Raw genomic sequence first — 22,363 nt, forward strand, 5'->3', positions numbered from 1 at the left:
GTGTTTCGTGATGGTGATACGGAAATTTGCGAAGCGCCGGCGGGCGCACCGTTCATCCGTAAGATTAGCGCGGCGGCACGGAGTTTCAATACCCTCCAGTCGCCCCTATGGCCTACGCTACCAGTATTTTGCACCCGTTGCTTCGATCCTTTCAAGTCTGTAAGGGTTCAATCGCAATGATACACGAGAACATGCTACAATAGCGGATTCATTTAAATCTGTAACCTCTTAATTTTTTGGAGTTTTTATGGCGATCGAGCGCACCCTGTCGATTATCAAGCCGGACGCAGTGGCCAAAAACGTGATCGGCCAGATCTATACCCGTTTCGAAAACGCTGGCCTGAAGATCGTGGCATCGCGCATGGTTCATCTGTCGCGTGCTGACGCCGAGAAGTTCTACGCTGTGCACGCAGCACGTCCGTTCTTCAAGGACCTCGTCGAATTCATGATCTCGGGTCCGGTGGTTGTGCAGGCGCTGGAAGGCGAAAACGCGATCCTGAAGCACCGTGACCTGATGGGTGCGACGGACCCGAAGAAGGCAGAAAAGGGCACGATCCGTGCCGACTTCGCCGACAGCATCGACGCCAACGCGGTGCACGGTTCGGACGGGCCGGAAACGGCTGCGGTCGAAATCGCTTTCTTCTTCCCCCAAGTCAACGTCTACTCGCGTTGAGCGCCTCGCGCTGAGGTCGGGCAGTGACCTCAGTCGCGTATCGCAAGCCGTCTTTCGCGTGGCGCGTTTCGTGCGGTCGAATTGTTTTATCGCATGGATCGCGCGCGGTGCACGGCAAAAGTAGTAAGGTAAAAGCAGCAGGAATGGGCGCGAACGGCACGGCGTTCATGCAGCTTGTTGCATGAACGTAGTCTCGCACTGAAATGGCAGGATTCGATATGACGAGCAGTCCCTCCGTCAACCTTCTCGACCTCGACGCCCAAGGGCTCGTCGCCTATTGCGACAGCCTGGGCGAGAAACCGTTTCGCGCCAAGCAATTGCAGCGCTGGATTCACCAATACAACGCTGCCGACTTCGACGGCATGACCGATCTCGCGAAGTCATTGCGCGAAAAGCTCAAAGGGCGCGCCACGATCACAATGCCTGGCGTCGTCAGCGATCATATTTCGTCGGACGGCACACGCAAGTGGCTGATCGATGTCGGTAATGGCAACGCCGTTGAAACCGTGTACATACCCGAAGAAACGCGCGGAACGCTATGTGTGTCGTCGCAGGCGGGGTGTGCGGTCAACTGCCGATTCTGCTCGACCGGCAAGCAGGGGTTCTCCCGCAATCTCACCACCGGCGAAATCATCGGCCAGTTGCGCATGGCCGAGTTTGCGCTGCGCGCGTCGCGTGGCGATGCCGGCGGCCGCGCGATGGGCGGCGACGGCAAGGGCGAGCGCGTCGTCACGAACGTCGTGATGATGGGGATGGGCGAGCCGCTGCTCAATTACGACGCGGTCGTGCCAGCCATGCGTCTGATGCTCGACGACAATGCGTACGGCCTGTCGCGCCGGCGCGTCACGTTGTCCACGTCGGGCGTCGTGCCGATGATGGACCGGCTTGGCGCGGACTTGCCCGTGGCGCTCGCGGTGTCGCTGCATGCGTCGAACGACGCGCTGCGCGACGTGCTGGTGCCGCTCAACAAAAAGTATCCGCTGCGCGAACTGATGGCGGCGTGCGAGCGCTACCTGAAAGTCGCGCCGCGCGATTTCATTACGTTCGAATATTGCATGCTCGATGGCGTGAACGACAGTGAGGCGCACGCACGCGAGCTGCTCGCCGTCACGCGCAGCGTGCCGTGCAAGTTCAATCTGATTCCGTTCAATCCGTTTCCCGAATCGGGCCTCATCCGCTCGAAACCGGAACAGATCAAGCGGTTTGCGCAGGTGTTGATCGACGCAGGCGTCGTCACCACCGTGCGCAAAACCCGCGGCGACGATATCGATGCTGCCTGCGGTCAGCTGGCCGGCGCGGTGAAAGACCGCACGCGTCTTGCTGAGCGCACCGGGAAGGCGGCGAAGGTGATCGAGGTTCGCGCCGTGTAATCGCGTGGGGCAGCAGGGCGTCGGCGTTCGGTGGAAAGCACTGCGAACGCAAAAATGCCCTGATGCCACCGGCGGTTGAAAAGAAAGTTTGCAGAATCGATCGGGAGCGGCACACAAAGCCGCACATTTTGTTATAAACGGTCTGCGATTTGGACGTGAGGCTCGAGCCCGTCCAGTCGCACGATTAAAAGAATCGACGCGAAAGGATTTGGGATGAGTGAGCCGCAGCACCCGCAGCCGCACGAGACAGACACGAACGACGGCCATCCGGCACCCGTTGCAAGGGCAGTGGTCCAGCCGGTCGTGCAGCCGGCCCTCGATTCGTTGGCAGCGGTTGGCGCGCGCTTGACCCAGTTGCGCGAGTCGAAAGGCTGGGCGATCGAGGACGTGTCGGCGCGGCTGAAGGTGTCGGTCGTCAAGCTGAGCGCGCTCGAAGCGGGCGACATTAGCCATCTGCCGGACACGACGTTCGCACTCGGCGTCGTGCGCAGCTACGCGAAAATGCTCGGCGCCGATCCGGCGCCTTTTACGGCGGCGCTGCGTCGCGAAAGAGGAGTGCCGGCGCCGAATCTGTCGATGCCCGCGTCATCCGGCAAGGATCTGCCCCGCGGCAAGGTTTCGCTGTCGCTCGGCGATAGCGGACACAAGAGCCGTTCGTGGCTCTGGGGCATTGCGGCGATCGTCGTCGCGGTCATCGCGCTCGGCATGTGGCGCACTAACGGCGGCGATTCCTCCGCGTGGCTCGCGCGGCTGAAGGCCAGCGCAAATAGTTCGACGAGCAGCGACACGGCGGCGTCGGGCCCAGTCGCGCAAGGCCCGGCGACGGCGGAAGGCGCATCGGCGCCGGACGCGGCGGCCACGGCGGACAACGCGGGGAGCGCGGATAATGCGGCGTCTGCGTCGGCAACGCCGATGCCCGCACCGCTTGCCACCGGCACCGCGCCGGGCTCGGCCCCGGCTGCGAATACAGCGGCAACGCCGGCGCCGGCGGCAGCGGCAGCGAAGGCCGGCTCGCAGGCGCAGGCACAGGCCGCCATGGAGAGCCCAAGTGCACCGGTGGTCGTGGCGAACGCGTCGGCACCGGCGGTTGCGCCAGCGCCCGGCGAGTCGGTCGTCGCGCTGCGGGTGACGCAGGACAGCTGGTTCAGCGTGCGTGACAAAAACGGCAAGGAATTGTTCTCCGGCCTCGTGCATGCTGGCGATCCGAAGGAAGTGACGGGCGCCGGCCCGTTCAAGGTGACGGTCGGCAACAAGGCGGGTCTCGAGTCGGTGACGCTCGACGGCCAGCCGGTCGATCCGTCGAAATATGCGGCAGCCAAGGGCAATGTGGCGCGGTTTGCGCTGCCTTGACAGATACGGTACGCGCCGCGGCCAACCGGTCCGCGGCGCTTTTTCAATTGAGGCGCTGCGTTTTTGCATAGCGCGTGCGGCGTAAATGGGTTTTTCGATGCAAACCGAAGCTCAATCCCAATCCTGTAGCAAGATCGTTTCAGACGAGCCGGTGTTCGGCGGCCCCGCGATGCGGCGCAAATCGCATGCGGTCAACGTCCGCTGGGGCGGCCAGCTCGTGACCATCGGCGGCGATGCGCCGGTGCGCGTGCAGTCGATGACCAACACCGACACCGCCGACGCCATCGGCACCGCTATCCAGATCAAGGAGCTGGCGCAAGCCGGTTCGGAACTGGTGCGTATCACCGTGAATACGCCGGAAGCGGCGGCGGCCGTGCCGGCTATCCGCGAGCAACTCGACCGCATGGGCGTGATGGTGCCGCTCGTCGGCGACTTCCATTACAACGGCCATCTGCTGCTGCGCGACTATCCGGGCTGTGCGGAATCGCTGTCGAAATACCGGATCAATCCGGGCAACGTCGGGCACGGCGCGAAGCGCGACACGCAATTCGCGCAGATGATCGAGGCGGCGGTCAAATACGACAAACCGGTGCGCATCGGCGTGAACTGGGGCAGCCTCGACCAGGACCTGCTCGCCAAGATGATGGACGAAAACGGCTCGCGCGCTACTCCGTGGGAAGCGCAAAGCGTGATGTACGAAGCGCTGATCCAGTCCGCGATCGGCTCGGCGGAACGCGCGGTCGAACTCGGCCTCGGGCGCGACCAGATCATCCTGTCGTGCAAGGTCAGCGGCGTGCAGGATCTGATCGCGGTGTACCGCGAACTCGCGCGCCGTTGCGATTTCGCGCTGCATCTGGGCCTGACCGAAGCAGGCATGGGCTCGAAGGGCATCGTCGCGTCGACCGCAGCGCTGTCGGTTTTGCTGCAGCAGGGCATCGGCGACACGATCCGTATCTCGCTGACTCCGGAACCGGGCGCCTCGCGCACCGGCGAAGTGATCGTCGGTCAGGAAATCCTGCAGACAATGGGCCTGCGCTCGTTCACGCCGATGGTGATCGCTTGCCCAGGCTGCGGCCGCACCACGAGCACGCTGTTCCAGGAACTGGCGTCGCAGATCCAGACCTATCTGCGTCAGCAGATGCCGGTGTGGCGTGACCAGTATCCCGGCGTCGAGCAGATGCACGTCGCGGTGATGGGCTGCATCGTCAATGGTCCGGGCGAGTCGAAGCAGGCGAATATCGGCATCAGCCTGCCGGGCTCGGGCGAGAACCCGGCCGCGCCGGTGTTCATCGACGGCGAGAAAGTGAAGACGCTGCGCGGCGAAAACATCGCGCAAGAATTCCAGCAAATCGTGAGCGACTACGTCGAGCGCCGCTATGGCCGCGCCGAAGCGCTCAACTAAATACCGGCAATCGAAACACAGATGACTGAACAGAAGAAAAAGCTCGAGAAGCTTTCCGGCGTGAAGGGCATGAACGACATCCTTCCGCAGGAAGCCGGGCTCTGGGAATTTTTCGAAACCACCGTCAAGTCGATGCTGCGTTCGTATGGATATCAGAATATCCGCACGCCGATCGTCGAGCATACGCAGCTGTTCACGCGCGGTATCGGCGAAGTGACCGACATCGTCGAAAAAGAGATGTACAGCTTCACCGACGCATTGAACGGCGAAAACCTGACGATGCGCCCGGAAAACACGGCGGCGGTGGTGCGCGCGTCGATCGAGCACAACATGCTGTACGACGGCCCGAAGCGCCTGTGGTACATCGGGCCGATGTTCCGTCACGAGCGTCCGCAGCGCGGCCGTTATCGCCAGTTCCACCAGGTCGGTGTCGAGGCGCTCGGCTTCGCGGGTCCGGATGCGGACGCGGAAATTATCATGATGTGCCAGCGTCTGTGGGACGACCTCGGCTTGACCGGCATCAAGCTCGAAATCAACTCGCTGGGCCTCGCTGAAGAGCGAGCCGCGCATCGTGTCGAACTGATCGCATACCTCGAGAAGCACATGGACGTGCTCGACGAAGACGCGAAGCGCCGTCTCTATACGAACCCGCTGCGCGTGCTCGATACGAAGAATCCCGCGCTGCAGGAAGTCGCGCAAAACGCGCCCAAGCTGATCGACTTTCTCGGCGAAGAATCGCGCGCGCACTTCGAAGGTCTGCAGCGTCTTCTGAAGGCGAACAACCTTCCGTTTACGATCAATCCGCGTCTCGTGCGCGGTCTCGATTACTACAATCTGACCGTGTTCGAGTGGGTGACCGACAAGCTCGGCGCGCAAGGCACGGTCGCGGCGGGCGGCCGCTACGATCCCCTGATCGAGCAGCTCGGTGGCAAGCCGACCGCTGCGTGCGGCTGGGCGATGGGCATCGAGCGGATTCTCGAGTTGCTGAAGGAAGAGCAGCTCGTGCCGGAAGACGAAGGTTGCGACGTGTACGTGGTCCATCAGGGCGACGCCGCGCGCGAGCAGGCTTTCATCATCGCCGAGCGTCTGCGCGATACCGGTCTCGACGTGATCCTGCATTGCAGCGCGGACGGTCAGTATGCAAGCTTCAAGTCGCAGATGAAGCGCGCCGATGCGAGCGGCGCCGCGTTTGCGGTCGTGCTTGGCGAGGACGAGATCGCCAATGGCACGGTCGGCGTGAAACCGCTGCGCGATACCCAGGCCCATGGCGGTAAGAACGAGCAACAGAACGTGCCCGCCGAAGACTTGACCGAATATCTAATCAATGCGATGGTTGCATCCGCCGAAGACGGCGACGACTGATCGCGATGTCGTCGAGCCGGCTGGCTCGACACGCACACGTAGCAAGAATGAGGAAATCGCCGGGCAATGAGTTACCACGACGAACAAGAATCGATTGAAAGTCTGAAGGCATGGTGGCAGCAGTGGGGCAATGCGACCACGTGGATCGTGCTGGTGGTGTTGTTGGCAGGCGCGAGCTGGAATGGCTGGAATTTCTGGCAGCGTCGCCAGGCCGCGGAAGCCGCGGTGCTGTATGACCAGGTTCAACAAGCCACGGCAGCGGGCGACAAGGCGCAGATCGCGCGCGTCGCCGCCGACATGGAAGACAAGTTCGGCCGCACCGCCTACGCTCAGATGACCGCGCTCGGCGCCGCCAAGGCGCTCTACACCGCTGGCGACGAAGCCGGCGCGAAGGCGCAGCTGCAATGGGCGATCGATCACGCGAAAGATGACGAGTTCAAGCAGATCGCGAAGCTGCGCATGGCATCGCTGCTGCTCGACGACAAGGCGTACGACCAGGGGCTCGCGCTTCTGGCGGAGCCGCAATCCGATGCCTTCAAGGGCGTCGTGGCGGACCGCCGCGGCGACCTGCTCGCCGCCCAAGGCAAGCGCGACGACGCGCGCGCGGCCTACAAGCTCGCGCTCGACTCGCTGTCGAAGAGCGACAGTTCGGCGCGCCAGCTGATCCAGTTCAAGCTGGATGCGCTTGGCGGCTGAGCGTCCCGCGCGGCGCGCCGCGAGCCACGACCGCAAGACGGTCTCCCTTAATCCATTTCCTGAATGCTTCGTCCACCGATGAATCTGCTGAAACGTTACGCCGTGCCCGTTATCTGTGCGATGACCGTTCTCACGCTGGCGGCTTGCTCGTCCACGAAAGACGAGCGCCGTGTGCCGACGCCGCTCACCGAGTTCAAACCCGTTCTCGACGTGCAGCAGTCCTGGTCGGCGAGCGTCGGCAAGGCGGGCCGCTACATGTTCTCGCCGGTTGCCGTCGGCAATGCCGTGTACGCTGCCGGCACGAACGGCACGGTCGCCAAGATCGACGCGCAAACCGGCAAGGACGTGTGGCGCGTCAAGCTGCATGACGATCTGTCGGCGGGCGTCGGCAGCGATGGCACGCTCACCGCGGTCGGCGGCCTGAAGGGCGACGTATACGTGCTCGGCGCGGACGGCAAGGAGCTGTGGACCGCGAAGGCGCCGGGCGAGATCATTTCGCCGCCGCTCGTCGGCAACGGCCTCGTGGTCGTGCGCACGATCGACGGCCAGATCGTCGCGTTCAACGCGCAAACCGGCGAGCAGAAGTGGAACTTCCGCAACCGCGCGGTGCCGTTGAACCTGCGCGTGTCATCGGGCATGACGTTCGCGGGCGACGCGGCCGTGCTGGCTGGCTTCCCGGGCGGTTCGTTCGCCGCTATCAACCTGCAGACGGGCGACGCCTACTGGCAGACGCCGGTGTCGTATCCGAAGGGCGTGACCGAGGTCGAGCGTATCAACGACGTGACCGGCCCGCCGACGCTGGTGGGTTCGGAGACCTGCGCGGTGACGTTCCAGGGCCAGATTGGCTGTTTCGACGCGAACTCGGGCCGCGCGCTGTGGGGCAAGCCGTTCTCGAGCACGAGCGGCCTCGCGCAGGATGAGCGCAGCGTGGTCGCCGCCGACGACTGGTCGGTCGTGTCCGCGTTCGACGTGAACAACGGTTCGGTGCTGTGGAAGAACGAGGCGCTGAAGAACCGCGAACTGAGCGTGCCGATGCTGCTCGGCCGCGCGGCCGTGTTCGGTGACTACAAGGGCTTCGTGCATTTCCTGTCGACCGCCGACGGCACGCTCGTCGCGCGGGTCAAGACCGACGGTAGCGCGATTACCGCCGCACCGGTGCTGGCAGGCGACACGCTGGTCATCCAGACGCGCGATGGCGGCCTGTTCGGCTATCGTCCGCGCTGATCGCTATAGATGGTGTCAGGCGCGCAGGCCGGCTTTGCCGGCCGCGCGCTTTTTAGTTGAAGTCTGCGTGGGCCTTGGCGCACGGCTCCTGCCTCGGGTTGCCACTCCGTCCGTGGCGTGATCGGGCAGGCTCAATAGAAAAATCGCCGGACGGGCTGGTCCGGCAAGTCGGATCGAAGCTGCGCCCGCCGGCATCGAAGGCGGTGCGTGCGCTTGGTCGGCGGCTTTGCGAACCCCGGAAGCACTCGCGCACGAGCGTCGGCCGCCGAGCAGCCCGGTCTGAAGCAGGCGACCCCCGGTGGCGTCTGTGCAGCCACTCCCGTCCGCCTGGATGCGCGTGTCGATTGCGCATCCGGAGCAGGCTGAATTCGTGATAATTTCGTCAAAACGCCGCCGCGTGGCGGCTGCCTGGCGTCGCTAAGCGCGCGATCGATTGCGATCCCGCGTTTCACCGTGAACAACATCAGATGAAACCCGTTATTGCCCTCGTTGGGCGCCCCAATGTGGGGAAATCCACGCTGTTTAACCGCCTTACGCGTTCGCGTGATGCGCTGGTTGCCGACCTGCCCGGTCTCACGCGCGATCGCCACTACGGCGAAGGACGCACCGGCGAGCGGCCTTATCTGGTAGTCGATACCGGCGGCTTCGAGCCTGTCGCGAAGGACGGCATCCTGCACGAGATGGCGCGCCAGACCCGCCAGGCGGTCGAGGAGTCGGACGTCGTCGTGTTCATCGTCGATGGCCGCAACGGGCTCGCCCCGCAGGACAAGTCGATCGCCGACTATCTGCGCAAGGTCGGCCGGCCCATCTTCCTCGTCGTCAACAAGGCCGAGGGGATGAAGTACACCAACGTCGCAGCCGACTTCTACGAACTCGGCCTCGGCGACCCGCGCGCGATCTCGGCCGCGCACGGCGACGGCGTCACCGACATGATCAACGAGGCGCTCGAAGTCGCGTATGCCGGTCAGCCGGAAGAGAGCGAGGAAGACAAGGAAGCGCGCGGCGTGAAGATCGCGATCGTCGGGCGGCCGAACGTCGGCAAGTCGACGCTGATCAATGCGCTGGTCGGCGAAGAGCGCGTGATCGCGTTCGACATGCCCGGCACTACGCGCGACTCGATCTACGTCGATTTCGAACGTAACGGCAAGCCGTATACGCTGATCGACACGGCCGGCCTGCGCCGCCGCGGCAAGGTGTTCGAGGCGATCGAAAAGTTCTCGGTCGTGAAGACGCTGCAGTCGATTTCCGATGCGAACGTCGTGATTCTGCTGCTCGACGCGCGTCAGGACATCTCGGATCAGGATGCGCACATCGCTGGCTTCGTCGTCGAGCAGGGCCGCGCTCTGGTGGTTGGCGTGAACAAATGGGACGGTCTCGATCCGCATGTGCGCGAGCGCACCAAAGCCGACCTCGAACGCAAACTAAAATTCCTGGACTTCGCCAAATTCCATTTTATTTCCGCCGCGGAAAAAACCGGGATTGGGCCGCTGATGCGTTCGGTCGACGACGCTTACACGGCCGCGATGTCGAAGCTGCCGACGCCGAAGCTGACGCGCGCGCTGATCGAGGCGGTCGAGTTCCAGCAGCCGCGCCGCCGCGGTCCGGTGCGTCCGAAGCTGCGTTATGCACACCAGGGCGGGCAGAATCCGCCGATTATCGTGATTCACGGCAATGCGCTCGACGCGATCACCGACACGTATAAGCGGTACCTCGAAAATCGCTTCCGGGAAACTTTCAAGCTGACGGGAACTCCATTGCGAATAGAGTTCAGATCGTCGACGAACCCTTACGCGGACAAAGGCTGAAGCAGGCTGAAGCTGGTCTTAAACCTGGGCTGAAACCCGCATGTATGCTGGGTTTGGCCGGTGGTCCCGGGCCCGCGCGTCGAAATGAAAATCAGCTATAGTGTAGCGGTTGGCGGCGGATCTCTTTTTCTTCGTCGTCAATTCAGTCAACCTGCAAAAAAATACGGAGTTTGCTATGAGCAACAAAGGGCAATTGTTACAAGACCCGTTTTTGAACGCACTGCGTAAAGAGCATGTGCCGGTGTCGATCTACCTGGTCAACGGCATCAAGCTTCAAGGGAACATCGAATCGTTCGACCAGTACGTCGTGTTGCTCCGGAATACGGTCACCCAGATGGTCTACAAGCACGCGATTTCGACGGTCGTGCCGGCCCGTCCGGTGAATTTCCACCCGGATTCCGAACAGTCCTAACCCTCGCCGCGGCCGGCACAGCGTCGCCCGTTGGCGATTCGCTCCCGGTCGCGTCATTTTGATACCCTCCAATTTGATCAATGCAGCGCTCGTTGGCATCGACTTCGGCAAGATCGATTTCGAAGCCAGTCTCGAAGAACTCAGCCTGCTCGCGCAAAGCGCGGGCGCGAACCCCGTAGTCACCCTCACCGGACGCCGTTCCAGTCCCGACGCGAAGATGTTCGTCGGCAGCGGCAAGGCTGAAGAATTGCGCCTTGCCTGTGAAGCGAACGACATCGAACTCGTGATCTTCAACCATGCTCTGGCGCCTGCGCAGCAGCGCAATCTGGAGCGGGCGCTTAATCGGCGCGTGGTCGATCGCACCAGTCTGATCCTCGACATTTTTGCGCAGCGCGCACGCAGCCACGAAGGCAAGCTGCAGGTCGAGCTCGCGCAGCTGCAATATCTGTCGACCCGGCTGATTCGCGCGTGGACCCACCTCGAACGTCAGAAGGGCGGTATCGGTTTGCGCGGTCCGGGTGAAACGCAGCTCGAAACCGACCGCCGGCTGATCGGCGAGCGCATCAAGGCACTGAAGATCCGCCTCGACAAGCTGCGCCGCCAGCACGGCACGCAGCGTCGCGCGCGTAATCGCAACCAGACGATGTCGGTGTCGCTCGTCGGCTATACGAACGCTGGGAAATCGACGCTCTTCAACGCTCTTACCAAGGCGCAGGCGTATGCCGCCGACCAATTGTTCGCGACGCTCGATACCACCTCGCGGCGCGTGTATCTCGGCGACGAAGCGGGGCAGGTAGTGGTGTCCGATACCGTCGGTTTCATCCGCGAACTGCCGCATCAGCTCGTCGCGGCGTTTCGCGCGACGCTCGAGGAAACCATTCACGCCGACCTGTTGCTGCATGTCGTCGATGCATCGAGCGCGGTGCGGCTCGATCAGATCGATCAGGTGAACGAGGTGTTGCACGCGATCGGCGCGGACACGATCCGCCAGGTGCTCGTGTTCAACAAAATAGATGCGGTGCCAGAGCTGGCAGCCCGTGGGGACGCGGTCGAGCGGGACGAGTATGGTAATATTTCGCGCGTCTTTTTGAGCGCGCGCACCGGGCAGGGGCTGGATGCGTTGCGCGCTGCCATCGCTGAAATCGCTACAGCCGAACCGCTTGCCGAGATGCCGCTCGATGCGTCGCAAGATGACCGCTCGGCGCAACTGCGCGAAGACCACAAGATTCCAGAACTCGGGCACTGACCCGTTCCAATTGCACTGACCCGCTGTCTACTCTGATGAACGAACACAGGTGAACGATTACAACGAGCGGAGTATCTGGCTGCGTATGCGCGCCTTGCTTTCACTGAACGATCCGCGTTGGGGCCGGGGCGACGGCAACGGCGACCGGCAACGGCCGAACGATCCGAAGCGACCGGGACGCGACGGTGAGGGTCCGCCCGATCTCGACGAAATGTGGCGCGATTTCAATCGCCGTCTGTCCCGGATTTTCGGGCGCAAGGGCGGCGGTGTCGGCGGCGGCCGTCCGGACAACGGCCGCGGCGCTCGCCTCGGCGTCGGCATCGTAATCGGCGTGCTGATCGCAATCTATCTCGGCAGCGGCGTGTTCGTCGTACAGGATGGCCAGGCGGCCGTCGTGCTGCAGTTCGGCAAGTATCGCTATACCGCGGCGCAGGGCGTGCACTGGCGTCTGCCGTATCCGTTCGAGTCCCACGAGTTCGTCAACGTCGGCCAGATCCGCCAGGTCGAGATCGGCCGTAGCAACGTGGTGCGTCTCGCCAACGTGAAGGATTCATCGATGCTCACGCACGACGGCGACATCGTCGACGTGCGCTTCGCCGTGCAGTACCAGGTGCGTAAGCCCAACGACTTTCTGTTTCGCAGCGTCGATCCGGATCAGAGCGTGATGCATGCCGCGCAGGCGGCGGTGCGCGGCATCGTCGGAGCGCACAGCACCAGCGATATTCTCGATCAGGATCACGAAACACTGCGCCAGCAGCTGATCGCGTCGATCCAGCAATCGCTCGATCAGTATCAGTCCGGTCTCGGAGTCACGGGTGTGACGATTCAGAGCGTGCAGGTGCCCGAGCAGGTGCAACCCGCGTTCGCCGACGCTGCGAAGGTGCACGACGAAAACGAACGCGCGAAACGCGATGCGCAGGCTTATGCCGCCGAGCTCGTGCCGCGCGCGCAAGCCGACGTCGATCGTCAGGTCCAGGAAGCCAAGACCTACAGCCAGAGCACGGTCGCGCAGGCGCAGGCCGAGGCCGAGCGCTTCAAGCAGGTCTACGCGCAATACGAGAAGGCGCCGGCCCTCGTGCGCTTCCGCCTGTACATGGAAACCATGCAGCAGATTTACGCGAACGCGACCAAGGTGTTCGTCGACGCGAAAAACGGCAACAACGTGCTGTATCTGCCGCTCGACAGGCTCGTCGAGCAGAACCGCGAGCGTCAGGCCGCGGCCGCGGGTGCCGCCGCTTCGGGTCCGGCTGTCGCGGGCGCGCCACAAGCGGCGAGCGCGGCTGCGCCGTCGGCTGCGTCGGCCGCTGAGACCGGTGCCGCGGCGGGCTCCGCCGCCGAGGGCGCATCCGGCCCCGCCGCTTCCGCGCCTGCGCCGGCGAGCCGGCCGAGCGCCGCGTCGCTGCGTTCGCGCGAAGCGTTCCGCAATCGCATGCGCGAAGAAGACGTTCAATAAGGAGCGCACGAGAATATGAACCGAATCATTGCGCTCGTCGTCGCCGTCGTCATCGTGCTGTTCGCGGCATCGTCGATGGTGTTCGTCGTCGATCAACGGCATATGGCGGTGCTGTCCGCGCGCGGCGACGCCGTGCCCACGCTGCTCGGCCCAGGGCTGCACGTGAAGCTGCCGCCGCCGTTGCAAACGGTGACTTTCGTCGACAATCGCATCCAGTCGCTCGACGCACCCGACGAAGATCATTACGTCACGTCGGACAAAACCGATCTGCTGGTCAACCCGGTCGTCAAGTTCCGTGTGACCGATCCGCTGAAGCTGATCGCCGAGACGAAAGGCGATCCGCAGAGCCTGCCCGACCGGCTCGCGCTGCTGTCGCGCGGCGCGCTCGGCGACGCGTTCGGCAAGTTCACACTATCCGACGCGCTCGCGAAACAGCAGGCGGTCGCCGAAGAGGCGCGCGGTGCGATGGACAAGAGCGCGGCATCGCTCGGCGTGTCGGTCGTGGATGTGCAGCTCACGCGCGTCGATTTCCCGGCGGCGGTGGCCGACTCGGTGTTCAAGCGCATGATCGCCGCGCGCCAGCAGGTCGCAGCGGACGAGCGCGCGAAGGGCGCCGCCGAAGCGAACCAGATCCGCGCTGACGCGCTCGCGAAGCAGCAGGCGGTGCTCGCCGACGGCCTCGCCCAGGCCCAAGGCATTCGCGGCGAAGGCGATGCGAAGGCCGCGGAGATCGCCGCCGAAGCGTTCGGCAAGGACCCGCAGTTCTATCAGTTTTATCAAAGCATGCAGGCGTACCGGAAGACCTTCAAACCGGGCGATCTGATCGTGGTCGACTCCAGTAGCGAGTTCTTCCGCTTCATGCGTAGCCCGACCGGCGGCGTCGCCCCGGACGCTTCCGCGCCTGCTGCGCACAAACGCTGATTACCGAAGGCCGCGGCATCCGCATCGCGGCCGCTTCACTCGCATGGACATAGCTGGCTCGTTATTGCTCGCGATCGCGCTGATGCTGATTATCGAGGGGATGTTTCCGTTCGTTTTTCCGAGCGCCTGGCGCGACACGTTCCGTAAAATAGCGGAACGACCGGCGCATCAGATTCGTGTCGGTGGTCTCATCGTGATGTTGCTCGGGCTGGTTCTGCTGTTCATCGCGACCTGAAGCCGGCTTGCTTGTCTGACGAACGCTGCGTGCCGCGGCGTGTTTCACCCGCCCGAGCGAAACGCCGACTGTTCCGGTCAGGCCGCAGCGCGTCGCGCGCGAGCCGCAAAACGCCGCCCGAGCGTCGGTGACAGCCGCCAGAATCAAGCCGCTATACGCCATTCACACTCATTCATCGGCGCTACAAGACGCCGTGTTCAACGCCGTAGGACTGTATCGATGTCGACCTGGTTGCTTCCTGAGAATATCGCCGACGTGCTGCCGTCGGAGGCCCGCAAGATCGAAGAATTGCGGCGTCATTTGCTGGACCGTTTCCGCTCGTACGGCTACGAGATGGTGATGCCGCCGCTGCTCGAATACCTCGAGTCGTTGCTGACGGGCGGTGGGCAGGACCTGAATCTGCGCACTTTCAAGCTCGTCGATCAACTGTCGGGCCGCACGCTCGGTCTGCGCGCCGACATCACGCCGCAGGTCGCGCGTATCGACGCGCATCTGCTGAACCGCCAGGGCGTCACGCGTCTTTGCTACGCGGGCAATGTCGCGCATACGCGGCCGCGCGGCCTGCATGCGACGCGTGAGCAGATCCAGATCGGTGCGGAAATCTACGGCCACGCGGGCCTCGAAGCGGACCTCGAAATCCAGCAGCTGATGCTCGACGCACTGCGTCTCGCCGGCCTCGCGAAGGTGCGTCTGGACCTGTGTCACGCGGGCGTGCTGGCGGCGCTGATCGAAGCCGAGCCGGCCGCCGAGGAACTCGGCCAGGCGCTCTACGACGCACTGGCCGGCAAGGACGTGCCGCGCCTCGTCGAGATGACCGCACAATTCTCGCCGGTGATTCGCGATGCGCTGCGCGCGCTGCCCACTTTGTACGGCGACGCTTCGGTGCTCGAAGAGGCCCGCGCGCGTCTGCCGAATTCGCCGGCGATCGCCCGCGCGCTCGACGACCTCGCGTTCCTCGCCAGCCAGGTCGACGGCGCCGAAGTGATGATCGACCTCGCCGATCTGCGCGGCTACGCGTACCACAGTGGCGTGATGTTCTCCGCTTACGTGGACGGCGTGCCGAACGCGGTGGCGCGCGGCGGCCGTTACGACCACGTCGGCCAGGCCTATGGCCGCGCCCGCGCAGCAACCGGCTTTTCGCTGGATCTGCGTGAAGTCGCGCGGATCTCGCCGATCGAAGCGCGCAGCAGCGCGATCCTCGCGCCGTGGCGGCACGACGAGGCGTTGCGCGTGGCGGTCGCGGCATTGCGTGACGGTGGCGAAGTGGTGATCCAGGCGCTGCCTGGCCACAAGCACGATCTCGATGAATTCGCGTTCGACCGCGTGCTGGTCGAGCGCAATGGCGCATGGGTGGTCGAACCGCGCGCTTGAGCCGCGCGTTCCGATCGACTCCGCCGGGAACAGGTTTCCGGCGCTCGCTACAGGGCGGTGCAACCATCGCCCGAACCGGGCGCGGTCGAGCGACTTTTCGCGGCCGCGCATCCCTCGCAATACTCAACATAACGTGCATACCGTTGAGCGGAAACGGAAAAATTCCGGAAGCTTCCGCGAACCTAGGTAAAATACGTTTTTAACCAGCTTACGAAACAACATGTCTGCCAGCGCAGTGAATGTGAACCCCGGGCGCAACGTCGTCGTCGTGGGTACCCAATGGGGTGATGAGGGCAAGGGCAAGATCGTCGACTGGCTGACGGACCACGCTCAGGGCGTCGTTCGCTTCCAGGGCGGTCACAATGCCGGTCACACGCTTATCATCGGCGGCAAGAAAACCATCTTGCGTCTGATTCCGTCGGGCATCATGCATGCCGGCGTCGCGTGCTATATCGGCAATGGCGTCGTGTTGTCGCCGGAAGCGCTGTTCAAGGAAATCGGCGAACTCGAAGCCGCCGGCATCGACGTCCAGAAGCGTCTGTTCATTTCCGAAGCCACCACGCTGATCCTGCCGTATCACATCGCGATCGACCAGGGCCGCGAAGCGCGCCGCGGCGCGAGCAAGATCGGCACGACCGGCCGCGGCATCGGCCCGGCATATGAAGACAAGGTCGCGCGCCGCGGCCTGCGCGTGCAGGACCTGTTCGACGCGTCAGCCTTCGCCGAGCGTCTGCGCGAAAACCTCGACTACCACAACTTCGTGCTCACGCAGTACCTCGGTGCAGCCGCGGTCGACTTCCAGCAAACGCTCGACACGATGCTGAGCTACGCCGACCGTCTGAAGCCGATGGTCACCGACGTGTCGCGCCGCCTGTACGACGTCAACGCAAACGGCGGCAATCTGCTGTTCGAAGGCGCGCAGGGCACGCTGCTCGACATCGACCACGGCACCTATCCGTTCGTCACGTCGAGCAACTGCGTGGCGGGTGCCGCGACAGCGGGCGCGGGCGTCGGTCCGCAGAAGCTCAACTACATCCTCGGCATCACCAAGGCGTACTGCACGCGTGTTGGTTCGGGCCCGTTCCCGAGCGAACTGTACGATGCGGACAATACCTCGCGTCAAGACCCGATCGGCCTCGAACTCGCCACCGTCGGCAAGGAATTCGGCTCGGTCACCGGCCGTCCGCGCCGCACCGGCTGGCTCGACGTCTCGGCGCTGCGCCGCTCGATCCAGATCAACGGCGTGACGGGTCTGTGCATGACCAAGCTCGACGTGCTCGACGGTCTCGACGAGGTGAAGCTGTGCGTCGGCTATACGGTCGACGGACAGAACGTCGATCTGCTGCCGCGCGGCGCGACGGAAGTCGCGCGCTGCGTACCGGTCTACGAAACCTTCGCGGGCTGGAAGGAAAGCACGGTCGGCATCAAGGAATGGGACAAGCTGCCCGCCAACGCGCGTGCGTACCTGACGCGCGTGCAGGAAGTCGCGGGCATTCCGATCGACATGGTGTCCACCGGTCCGGATCGCGACGAAACGATTCTGCTGCGTCATCCGTTCAAGGTTTAAGTGATGCAAGGTGTACCGATGATCGCGATGAAAGATCCGCGTAACGACGACAAGAACCTGTGGGTCGGCTGGGACGAATATCACCGGCTGATCGAGGTGCTCGCACTTGCCGTGCACGAATCGGGCTGGAAGTTCGACAAGATCTTGTGCCTCGCGCGCGGCGGTCTGCGCGTCGGCGACCAGCTGTCGCGCATCTACGATCTGCCGCTGGCCATTCTCGCAACGAGCTCGTATCGCGAGGCGGCCGGCACGCAGCAGGGCGAACTCGACATCGCGCAATACATCACGATGACGCGCGGCGAACTGCACGGCAACGTGCTGCTCGTCGACGACCTCGTCGATTCGGGTGTCACGCTCGCGCGCGTGCAGCAGCATCTGAAGGAACGCTATCCGGCCATCACTGCGGTGCGATCAGCGGTGCTGTGGTACAAGGGCTGCTCGAAGGTTAAGCCCGATTATCACGTGCAGTATCTGCCGACCAACCCGTGGATTCATCAGCCGTTCGAGGAGTGGGACACGGTGCGTCCGCATAATCTCGGCGCGTGGATCAAGCGCGGCATTGCCCAGGCCGAGGAGGCGTCGGGCAATTAACGCAAGGCCGCGCGCGGCATCGCGGTGTCACAGAACGGAGCCCAGTCGGGCTCCGTTTTTTATGCGCCCCACACGCCGCGCTGGGACGCCCGCCCCGCGGCAGACGCGTCCATATCGCAGTGCTACACTGCGCGGACATCCACGTGGCGTATCCACAACAAGCCGGGCGGTACCGGATGGGCAGTTTAAAATAGCGGGCGTTTTTTCCGCCCGGGAACGGATTTCCTCGCGTCCATGACAGATAACAACCACGAACACAAACAGCCGCTTCCTTCCCTTGCGATTGCCGCGATCGGAGTGGTGTTCGGCGACATCGGTACGAGTCCGTTGTACTCGCTGAAGGAAGCCTTCAGCCCGTCGCACGGTATCCCGTTGACCGATCAGTCGATCCTGGGCGTGATCTCGCTGCTGTTCTGGGCAATCATGATCGTAGTCGGCGTCAAGTACGTGCTGTTCGTGATGCGCGCCGACAACAACGGCGAGGGCGGCGTCCTCGCGCTGATGGCGCTGGCGTTGCGCTCGGCCGATCAGAAATCGAAAATGGCCGGCCTGCTGATGATGCTCGGCATCTTCGGCGCCTGCATGTTTTACGGCGACGCGGTGATCACGCCAGCGATCTCGGTGATCTCGGCGGTCGAAGGTCTGGAAATCGCCGCGCCGCATCTGTCGCATCTGGTGATTCCGCTGACCATCGTGATCCTGATCGTGCTGTTCTGGATCCAGCGGCACGGCACGGCCACGGTCGGCCGTCTGTTCGGGCCGATCATGATGCTGTGGTTCCTCGTGCTTGCCTTGCTCGGCCTGTGGCACATCATGCAGTCGCCGAACGTGATCCGCGCGCTCAATCCGTACTACGCGTACACCTTCATGGCCGCGCACGTGCTGCAGGCCTACGTGGTGCTCGGCTCGGTCGTGCTGGTCCTGACCGGCGCCGAAGCGCTGTACGCGGACATGGGCCACTTCGGCGCGAAGCCGATCCGCATGGCGTGGTACGTGCTCGTGATGCCGTCGCTGGTGCTGAACTACTTCGGCCAGGGCGCGTTGCTGATGCACGACTCGAAGGCGATCGAAAATCCGTTCTTCCTGCTCGCGCCGGACTGGGCGCTGTTGCCGCTCGTCGTGCTGTCGACGGTTGCGACGGTGATCGCGTCGCAGGCGGTGATTTCGGGCGCGTACTCGCTGACGAGCCAGGCGATCCAGCTCGGCTACGTGCCGCGCATGAAGGTCCTGCACACGTCCGAACTCGCGATCGGGCAGATCTATGTGCCGGTCGTGAACTGGATGCTGCTGTTCATCATCCTTTGCATCGTGATCGCGTTCAAGAGCTCCGACAATCTGGCGGCCGCGTACGGTATCGCGGTGACGGCAACGATGGTGATCACGACGATCCTCGCGTGCGTCGTGATGGTGAAGGTGTGGAACTGGAACAAACTGCTCGTCGGACTCATCATCGGCGTGTTCCTGGTGGTCGACCTCGGCTTTTTCGGCGCGAATCTGCTGAAGGTCGAAGAGGGCGGCTGGTTGCCGCTGTGCATCGGCGGCTTGCTGTTCTTCCTGCTGATGACGTGGTTCAAGGGCAGGATGATCGTGAAGGAACGCACGGCCGCCGACGGTATTCCGCTGATGCCGTTCCTGCAAGGCCTGCTCGCGCATCCGCCGCATCGCGTGTCGGGCACCGCGATCTATCTGACCGGCAGCGATTCGCTGGTGCCGGTGAGCCTGCTGCATAACCTGAAGCACAACAAGGTGCTGCATGAGCGCACGATCTTCCTGACCTTCGTCACGCGCGACATTCCGTATGTGAAAGACTCCGATCGCGTGACCGTGAAGGACATGAACGGCGGCCTGTGGCTGGTGAAGGCAGCCTACGGTTTTAACGAAACGCCCGACGTAAAGGCGGTGCTGCTCGACGTCGGCCGCTCGCACGACATGACGTTCGAATTGATGGACACGTCGTTCTTCCTCGCGCGCGAAACGGTGGTGCCGACGCAATTGCCGGGCATGTCGGTGTGGCGCGAGCGTGTGTTCGCGTGGATGCATCAGAACGCCGCCAAGCCGACCGACTTCTTCAGCATCCCGGCTAACCGGGTCGTGGAACTGGGGACTAAGATCGAGATTTGACGGCCCGCGCGTGACGTGCGGGAGCGCCAACAAAAAGCCCACGCAATGCGTGGGCTTTTGATTCATGCGCGCGTGCGTGTAAGCGGTTGAGCGCGCGACGCAGTCATGTAACGGACCGGTGCACGTCCAACGACGTGCACCGGTCCGATACGCTCACTTCTGCTTGAGCTTGGCAAACGCGGCCGCCATCGCGCCGCCCGGCTCCGGTTCGCGCGAGCGCTGCGGCGCGCCGCGTCCCGCTCCGCCGCGGTTGAGGCCGCCCGAGCCGCTGCGATCCTGCTGCGCACCGCCGCCGCTGCGCGCGGCCGCCGCGCCGGGTTCGTCATCGAGACGCATCGTCAGCGCGATGCGCTGGCGTTTCACGTCGACCTCCAGCACCTTGACCTTGACAATCTGACCGGCCTTCACGACCTCGTGCGGGTCCTTCACGAACTTCGTCGACATCGCCGACACGTGCACGAGACCGTCCTGATGCACGCCGACGTCGATGAATGCGCCGAACGCCGCGACGTTCGTCACGACGCCTTCGAGCACCATGCCCGGGATCAGGTCGCTGACCTTCTCGACACCTTCGCGGAACGTCGCGGTCTTGAATTCGGGGCGCGGATCGCGGCCCGGCTTTTCCAGTTCGACCAGGATATCGCGCACGGTCGGCAGACCGAAGCGTTCATCGACGAATTCAGTGGGTGACAGTCCGCGCAACGCGTCGCGATTGCCGAGCACTTCGCCGACCTGCTTGCTGATCTTCGCGAGAATGCGCTGGACGACCGGATAAGCTTCCGGGTGCACCGACGAACGGTCGAGCGGATTCTCGCCGTTGTTGATGCGCAGGAAGCCAGCGGCCTGCTCGAAGGTCTTGTCGCCGAGACGCGGCACCTTACGCAGATGCTCGCGCGACGGGAACGGCCCGTTCGCATCGCGATAGTCGACGATGTTGCGCGCGAGCGTCGCGTTCAAGCCCGAGACCCGTGCGAGCAGCGCGACCGACGCGGTATTCGCATCGACGCCGACCGCGTTCACGCAGTCTTCGACGACCGCGTCGAGCGAGCGCGCGAGTTCGCGCTGGTTCACGTCGTGCTGATACTGGCCGACGCCGATCGCCTTCGGCTCGATCTTCACGAGCTCGGCGAGAGGGTCCTGCAGACGTCGCGCGATCGACACCGCGCCGCGCAGCGACACGTCCATGTCGGGGAATTCCTTCGCCGCGAGTTCGGACGCCGAGTACACGGACGCACCCGCTTCCGACACGACGATCTTCTGCAGCTTTAGCTCCGGGTGACGCGCGATCAGCTCGCTCGCGAGCTTGTCCGTCTCACGCGACGCGGTGCCGTTGCCGATGCTGATCAGCTCGGCCTGCGTTTGCGCGGCAAGGCGCGCGAGCTTCGCGAGCGAGCCGTCCCAGTCGCGGCGCGGCTCGTGCGGGTAGATCGTGTCGGTCGCGAGCACCTTGCCGGTGCGGTCGACCACCGCCACTTTCACGCCGGTGCGCAAGCCCGGATCGAGACCGATCACGGCCTTCGGCCCAGCGGGCGCCGCGAGCAGCAGGTCTTTCAGATTGCGTGCGAACACGCGGATCGCTTCGTGTTCGGCTTCGTCGCGCAGATTGGTCAGCAGCTCGTTTTCCAGGTGCGGCTGCACCTTCACGCGCCAGCACCAGCGGCACACATCGGAGAGCCACTTGTCGGCGGGGCGGTTCTGATTGGCGATGCCGAAGTGCCGCGCGATCAGCGCTTCACCCGGGTGCGGCACCTGCGCGTCGAGCTCTTCGCCGAGACCCAGCTTGATCATCAGCACGCCGGCATTGCGGCCGCGGAACAGCGCGAGCGCGCGATGCGACGGCACCGTGCGGATCGTTTCGGCGTAGTCGTAGTAGTCGCGGAACTTCTCTTCCTCCGCCGTTTCCTTGCCTTCCACGACCTTCGACGACACCACGCCCTGGTTGAACAGATAGTCGCGCAGCTTGCCGAGCAGTTCGGCGGTTTCGCCGAACTGCTCGGAGAGGATGTCACGCGCGCCGTCGAGCGCGGCCTTCACATCGGCGACGCCTTTCTCGGCGTCCACGTACGCCGCGGCTTCGGTTTGCGGATCGAGCAGCGGATCGCCGAGCAGCGCGTCAGCGAGCGGCTGCAAACCGGCTTCACGCGCGATTTGCGCGCGCGTGCGGCGCTTCGGCTTGTACGGCAGATAGAGGTCTTCCAGCACCTGTTTGCTGTCGGCGCCTTCGATCGCGCTACGCAGCTCGACGGTGAGCTTGCCCTGTTCGTCGATGCTCGCAATGATCGCCGCGCGCCGGTCTTCCAGCTCGCGCAGATAGAGCAGGCGTTCCTCGAGATTACGCAGTTGCGTATCGTCGAGATTGCCGGTCACTTCCTTGCGGTAACGGGCAATGAACGGAACGGTCGCGCCTTCGTCGAGTAGTTCCACCGCGGCCGCGACCTGGCGCGGCTGGACGGACAGTTCGGTGGCGATGCGCTGGACGATCTTGAGTGCTACGGTTTCCGTCATAAGGTCTTGGTATTCCTGCGGACTCAGTGATGGGCCGCGCGCGGGCGGCAATTCGGGAC

Annotated in this window: 18 protein-coding genes; 17 read left to right on the plus strand and 1 reads right to left on the minus strand. The window is 63.8% G+C overall.

Annotated elements, in window-relative coordinates; all coding sequences use genetic code 11:
* Window positions 1-247: 247 nt before the first annotated feature.
* From ndk to G5S42_RS19095, 17 genes are all read left to right on the plus strand, one after another.
* Entirely contained in the window at window positions 248-673 is a 426-nt protein-coding gene (gene ndk / locus G5S42_RS19015; protein ID WP_008923116.1) for a nucleoside-diphosphate kinase, read from the plus strand.
* Between the two features lie 218 nt (window positions 674-891).
* Complete coding sequence (gene rlmN / locus G5S42_RS19020; protein WP_176108220.1) at window positions 892-2,043, plus strand: dual-specificity RNA methyltransferase RlmN; 1,152 nt, start codon at window positions 892-894, stop codon at window positions 2,041-2,043.
* A 213-nt stretch (window positions 2,044-2,256) separates the two neighbouring features.
* A complete protein-coding gene (locus G5S42_RS19025; protein WP_176108221.1) occupies window positions 2,257-3,393 on the plus strand; it encodes a helix-turn-helix domain-containing protein in 1,137 nt (378 codons plus the stop codon).
* 85 nt (window positions 3,394-3,478) lie between these two features.
* A complete protein-coding gene (ispG, locus tag G5S42_RS19030) occupies window positions 3,479-4,795 on the plus strand; it encodes a flavodoxin-dependent (E)-4-hydroxy-3-methylbut-2-enyl-diphosphate synthase (RefSeq protein WP_176108222.1) in 1,317 nt (438 codons plus the stop codon).
* 21 nt (window positions 4,796-4,816) lie between these two features.
* The gene (hisS, locus tag G5S42_RS19035) at window positions 4,817-6,157 is read left to right on the plus strand and encodes a histidine--tRNA ligase (RefSeq protein WP_176108223.1); all 1,341 of its coding nucleotides are present in this window, start codon (window positions 4,817-4,819) and stop codon (window positions 6,155-6,157) included.
* 66 nt (window positions 6,158-6,223) lie between these two features.
* Entirely contained in the window at window positions 6,224-6,853 is a 630-nt protein-coding gene (locus G5S42_RS19040) for a YfgM family protein (RefSeq protein ID WP_176108224.1), read from the plus strand.
* Between the two features lie 78 nt (window positions 6,854-6,931).
* Window positions 6,932-8,077, plus strand: coding sequence for an outer membrane protein assembly factor BamB (gene bamB, locus G5S42_RS19045; RefSeq protein WP_176108225.1), 1,146 nt, complete (start codon window positions 6,932-6,934; stop codon window positions 8,075-8,077).
* Window positions 8,078-8,544: 467 nt separating this feature from the next.
* Window positions 8,545-9,882, plus strand: a complete 1,338-nt coding sequence (der, locus tag G5S42_RS19050) for a ribosome biogenesis GTPase Der (RefSeq protein WP_013089777.1) — start codon at window positions 8,545-8,547, stop codon at window positions 9,880-9,882.
* Between the two features lie 175 nt (window positions 9,883-10,057).
* Window positions 10,058-10,294, plus strand: coding sequence for an RNA chaperone Hfq (hfq, locus tag G5S42_RS19055; protein WP_006051315.1), 237 nt, complete (start codon window positions 10,058-10,060; stop codon window positions 10,292-10,294).
* 58 nt (window positions 10,295-10,352) lie between these two features.
* The gene (gene hflX, locus G5S42_RS19060) at window positions 10,353-11,540 is read left to right on the plus strand and encodes a GTPase HflX (RefSeq protein ID WP_176108226.1); all 1,188 of its coding nucleotides are present in this window, start codon (window positions 10,353-10,355) and stop codon (window positions 11,538-11,540) included.
* A 49-nt stretch (window positions 11,541-11,589) separates the two neighbouring features.
* A complete protein-coding gene (hflK, locus tag G5S42_RS19065) occupies window positions 11,590-12,993 on the plus strand; it encodes an FtsH protease activity modulator HflK (RefSeq protein ID WP_176108227.1) in 1,404 nt (467 codons plus the stop codon).
* Window positions 12,994-13,008: 15 nt separating this feature from the next.
* Entirely contained in the window at window positions 13,009-13,914 is a 906-nt protein-coding gene (gene hflC / locus G5S42_RS19070) for a protease modulator HflC (protein ID WP_176108228.1), read from the plus strand.
* 43 nt (window positions 13,915-13,957) lie between these two features.
* On the plus strand, window positions 13,958-14,149 hold the full coding sequence (locus G5S42_RS19075) for a DUF2065 domain-containing protein (RefSeq protein WP_176108229.1): 192 nt from the start codon (window positions 13,958-13,960) through the stop codon (window positions 14,147-14,149).
* Between the two features lie 219 nt (window positions 14,150-14,368).
* Window positions 14,369-15,520, plus strand: a complete 1,152-nt coding sequence (locus G5S42_RS19080) for an ATP phosphoribosyltransferase regulatory subunit (RefSeq protein WP_176108230.1) — start codon at window positions 14,369-14,371, stop codon at window positions 15,518-15,520.
* 220 nt (window positions 15,521-15,740) lie between these two features.
* Entirely contained in the window at window positions 15,741-17,087 is a 1,347-nt protein-coding gene (locus tag G5S42_RS19085) for an adenylosuccinate synthase (protein ID WP_176108231.1), read from the plus strand.
* Window positions 17,088-17,105: 18 nt separating this feature from the next.
* Window positions 17,106-17,678 carry a phosphoribosyltransferase gene (locus G5S42_RS19090; protein WP_013089770.1) on the plus strand — a complete coding sequence of 191 codons (573 nt, stop codon included), beginning with the start codon at window positions 17,106-17,108 and terminating at the stop codon, window positions 17,676-17,678.
* 234 nt (window positions 17,679-17,912) lie between these two features.
* Window positions 17,913-19,799, plus strand: coding sequence for a potassium transporter Kup (locus G5S42_RS19095; RefSeq protein WP_176108232.1), 1,887 nt, complete (start codon window positions 17,913-17,915; stop codon window positions 19,797-19,799).
* 153 nt (window positions 19,800-19,952) lie between these two features.
* Here the strand turns inward: G5S42_RS19095 and G5S42_RS19100 are convergent, their stop codons facing one another.
* Window positions 19,953-22,304 (minus strand): Tex family protein, encoded by a 2,352-nt coding sequence (locus G5S42_RS19100; protein WP_176108233.1) that lies wholly within the window; start codon window positions 22,302-22,304, stop codon window positions 19,953-19,955.
* Window positions 22,305-22,363 lie beyond the last annotated feature (59 nt).

Origin of the sequence: Paraburkholderia youngii (assembly GCF_013366925.1) — a bacterium.
GTDB lineage: Bacteria > Pseudomonadota > Gammaproteobacteria > Burkholderiales > Burkholderiaceae > Paraburkholderia > Paraburkholderia youngii.

Bases quoted from the DNA above. Each gene is read 5' to 3' on its own strand.
- G5S42_RS19025 (WP_176108221.1), top strand. From the start codon at position 2,257: ATGAGTGAGCCGCAGCACCCGCAGCCGCACGAGACAGACACGAACGAC.
- der (WP_013089777.1), top strand. From the start codon at position 8,545: ATGAAACCCGTTATTGCCCTCGTTGGGCGCCCCAATGTGGGGAAATCC.
- G5S42_RS19090 (WP_013089770.1), top strand. From the start codon at position 17,106: ATGATCGCGATGAAAGATCCGCGTAACGACGACAAGAACCTGTGGGTC.
- G5S42_RS19095 (WP_176108232.1), top strand. From the start codon at position 17,913: ATGACAGATAACAACCACGAACACAAACAGCCGCTTCCTTCCCTTGCG.
- G5S42_RS19040 (WP_176108224.1), top strand. From the start codon at position 6,224: ATGAGTTACCACGACGAACAAGAATCGATTGAAAGTCTGAAGGCATGG.
- hisS (WP_176108223.1), top strand. From the start codon at position 4,817: ATGACTGAACAGAAGAAAAAGCTCGAGAAGCTTTCCGGCGTGAAGGGC.
- G5S42_RS19085 (WP_176108231.1), top strand. From the start codon at position 15,741: ATGTCTGCCAGCGCAGTGAATGTGAACCCCGGGCGCAACGTCGTCGTC.
- ndk (WP_008923116.1), top strand. From the start codon at position 248: ATGGCGATCGAGCGCACCCTGTCGATTATCAAGCCGGACGCAGTGGCC.
- ispG (WP_176108222.1), top strand. From the start codon at position 3,479: ATGGGTTTTTCGATGCAAACCGAAGCTCAATCCCAATCCTGTAGCAAG.
- G5S42_RS19075 (WP_176108229.1), top strand. From the start codon at position 13,958: ATGGACATAGCTGGCTCGTTATTGCTCGCGATCGCGCTGATGCTGATT.
- bamB (WP_176108225.1), top strand. From the start codon at position 6,932: ATGAATCTGCTGAAACGTTACGCCGTGCCCGTTATCTGTGCGATGACC.
- hflC (WP_176108228.1), top strand. From the start codon at position 13,009: ATGAACCGAATCATTGCGCTCGTCGTCGCCGTCGTCATCGTGCTGTTC.
- G5S42_RS19080 (WP_176108230.1), top strand. From the start codon at position 14,369: ATGTCGACCTGGTTGCTTCCTGAGAATATCGCCGACGTGCTGCCGTCG.
- hfq (WP_006051315.1), top strand. From the start codon at position 10,058: ATGAGCAACAAAGGGCAATTGTTACAAGACCCGTTTTTGAACGCACTG.
- rlmN (WP_176108220.1), top strand. From the start codon at position 892: ATGACGAGCAGTCCCTCCGTCAACCTTCTCGACCTCGACGCCCAAGGG.
- G5S42_RS19100 (WP_176108233.1), bottom strand. From the start codon at position 22,304: ATGACGGAAACCGTAGCACTCAAGATCGTCCAGCGCATCGCCACCGAA.